2 protein-coding genes are annotated in these 2,264 nt (G+C 72.2%); both read left to right on the forward strand.

Annotation, left to right across the window (positions count from 1 at the left end; genetic code table 11):
• Positions 1-285 precede the first annotated feature (285 nt).
• Positions 286-1,779 carry a DEAD/DEAH box helicase gene (locus tag ACFWYS_RS25545; protein ID WP_384773263.1) on the forward strand — a complete coding sequence of 498 codons (1,494 nt, stop codon included), beginning with the start codon at positions 286-288 and terminating at the stop codon, positions 1,777-1,779.
• A gap of 41 nt (positions 1,780-1,820) precedes the next feature.
• Positions 1,821-2,129, forward strand: a complete 309-nt coding sequence (locus tag ACFWYS_RS25550; RefSeq protein WP_384773266.1) for a hypothetical protein — start codon at positions 1,821-1,823, stop codon at positions 2,127-2,129.
• Positions 2,130-2,264: the final 135 nt, after the last annotated feature.

Raw genomic sequence — 2,264 nt, forward strand, 5'->3', positions numbered from 1 at the left:
ACCGCCCCGCGACAGAGCCCCCCCCGCGCCCGCGCCCCCCCCCCCGCGCGCGCGGGGGGGGGGGGGGCCCGCCCCCCCGGGGCCCCCCCCCCCCCCCCCCCTCGCCGCATTTCAGGGCGCGTGACGGGAAGACCCACCCCATCACCAAAGGGTGACGTATTCCTCCGTCGATACGACTCGGCGCCCATCATCTCCGGCTCGTTCTCGCGATTCTCTGCGCCGTTCATTTTGCTGCGGAAATTCCTTGCTACGTGCCTACGTGCTCACGTCGAGGAAAGGCTCCGCTTGAACCGCGCACGCACCGCCCGCACGACCCGTACCAACGACCGCGCCCGGGGTTCCGCCGCCAAGCGCTCGGGGGCTCCCCGGCGCTCCCAGGGCAACGATCGCCGGCAGACCGCACCCCAGGGCGAGTTCGCGCTGCCGGTGACGGTCACGCCCGCGCTGCCCGCCGTCGAGTCGTTCGCCGACCTCGACCTGCCGGCGCCGCTGCTGGCCGCGCTCGGTCACGAGGGCTTGACCGTACCGTTCCCCATCCAGGGGGCGACCCTGCCCAACTCCCTCGCCGGCCGTGACGTGCTGGGCCGCGGCCGCACCGGTTCGGGCAAGACCCTCGCCTTCGGCCTGGCGGTACTGGCTCGTACCGCGGGCCGGCGCGCCGAGCCACGACAGCCGCTGGCCCTGGTCCTCGTACCCACCCGCGAGCTGGCCCAGCAGGTCACCGACGCGCTCACCCCGTACGCCCGCTCCGTGAGTCTGCGGCTGGCCACCGTGGTCGGCGGGATGTCGATCGGCAAACAGGCCGGTGCACTCCGCGCCGGCGCGGAGGTCGTCGTCGCGACCCCGGGGCGGCTCAAGGACCTCATCGTCCGGGGCGACTGCCGACTGGACGGCATCGCTGTCACCGTCCTCGACGAGGCCGACCAGATGGCCGACATGGGTTTCATGCCCCAGGTCACCGCGCTGCTCGACCAGGTGCGCCCCGGAGGGCAGCGGATGCTCTTCTCCGCCACGCTGGACCGGAACGTCGACCTGCTCGTCCGCCGCTACCTGACCGACCCGGTGGTCCACTCCGTCGACCCGTCCGCGGGAGCGGTCACCACGATGGAGCACCACGTGCTCCACGTGCACGAGGCGGACAAGCACCGTACGACCACCGAGATCGCGGCACGAGACGGCCGCGTGATCATGTTCCTGGACACCAAGCGCGCCGTGGACCGGCTGACCAAGCACCTGCTGAACAGCGGCGTCCGCGCCGCGGCCCTGCACGGTGGCAAGTCCCAGCCGCAGCGCACGCGGACCCTCGCCCAGTTCAAGACCGGACACGTGACGGTACTGGTGGCGACCAACGTCGCGGCCCGCGGCATCCACGTCGACGACCTCGATCTCGTCGTCAACGTCGATCCGCCCACCGACCACAAGGACTACCTGCACCGCGGCGGCCGTACCGCCCGCGCCGGAGAGTCCGGCAGCGTCGTCACCCTGGTGACCCCCGGCCAACGCCGCGACATGAACCGCCTGATGGCGTCGGCCGGCATCACCCCGCAGATCATCGCCGTACGGTCCGGTGAGGCGGAGCTGACCCGCATCACAGGCGCCCAGGCCCCTTCCGGTGTTCCTGTCGCCATCACCGCACCGGCCGTGGCACGCCCCCGCCGTGCCGTGTCCTCCGCACCTCCCTCGTTCCGAGGCCGCCGCGACCGCTCCGCCCAAGGGCGCCCGACCGGACAGGCGAAGCGGCGCAGGGCACAGCGGCCCGCCTTCGACCCGGCGGCCTAGGGGCATCGATCAGAAACTCACCCGACTCCGAGGAGGCCGCTTTGACACCGGTTCAGACGCAGCGACGACAGGCGGTTCTCTCCCTCATGAGCGCGGTCGACGACATGGCGGCGGACGGGCTTCGGGTCAGTGACGACATGACCGTCGAGGTCGCGCTGTCCGTCATGGCCAGTGCCGGTGTCGAGTACCTCCTCCTGTGCGACGGAGACGACCAGTGCACGGGCTCGATCACCCTGGCCGAACTCGCCGTCCACCGCGGCAGTTCCACGTACACGGACCAGATCCGGCTACGGGACATCCTCGCTGATCGCCTCCCCCGATCGCCCGGCGCCGCCGCCCTGGACGGATGAGGACGGGCGGCAAACCGCCATCAGGATCCCGGTGAGGGGGCAGGCGCCAATTTTGGGCCGGGGCCGCAAGGGGGTGGAGGCCGGCGGTATACGCGGGGGGGCCGCCGGGGCGCCCAACCGTTGGGGTACGACCCA

Source organism: Streptomyces sp. NPDC059010, from assembly GCF_042740355.1.
Lineage (GTDB): Bacteria > Actinomycetota > Actinomycetes > Streptomycetales > Streptomycetaceae > Streptomyces.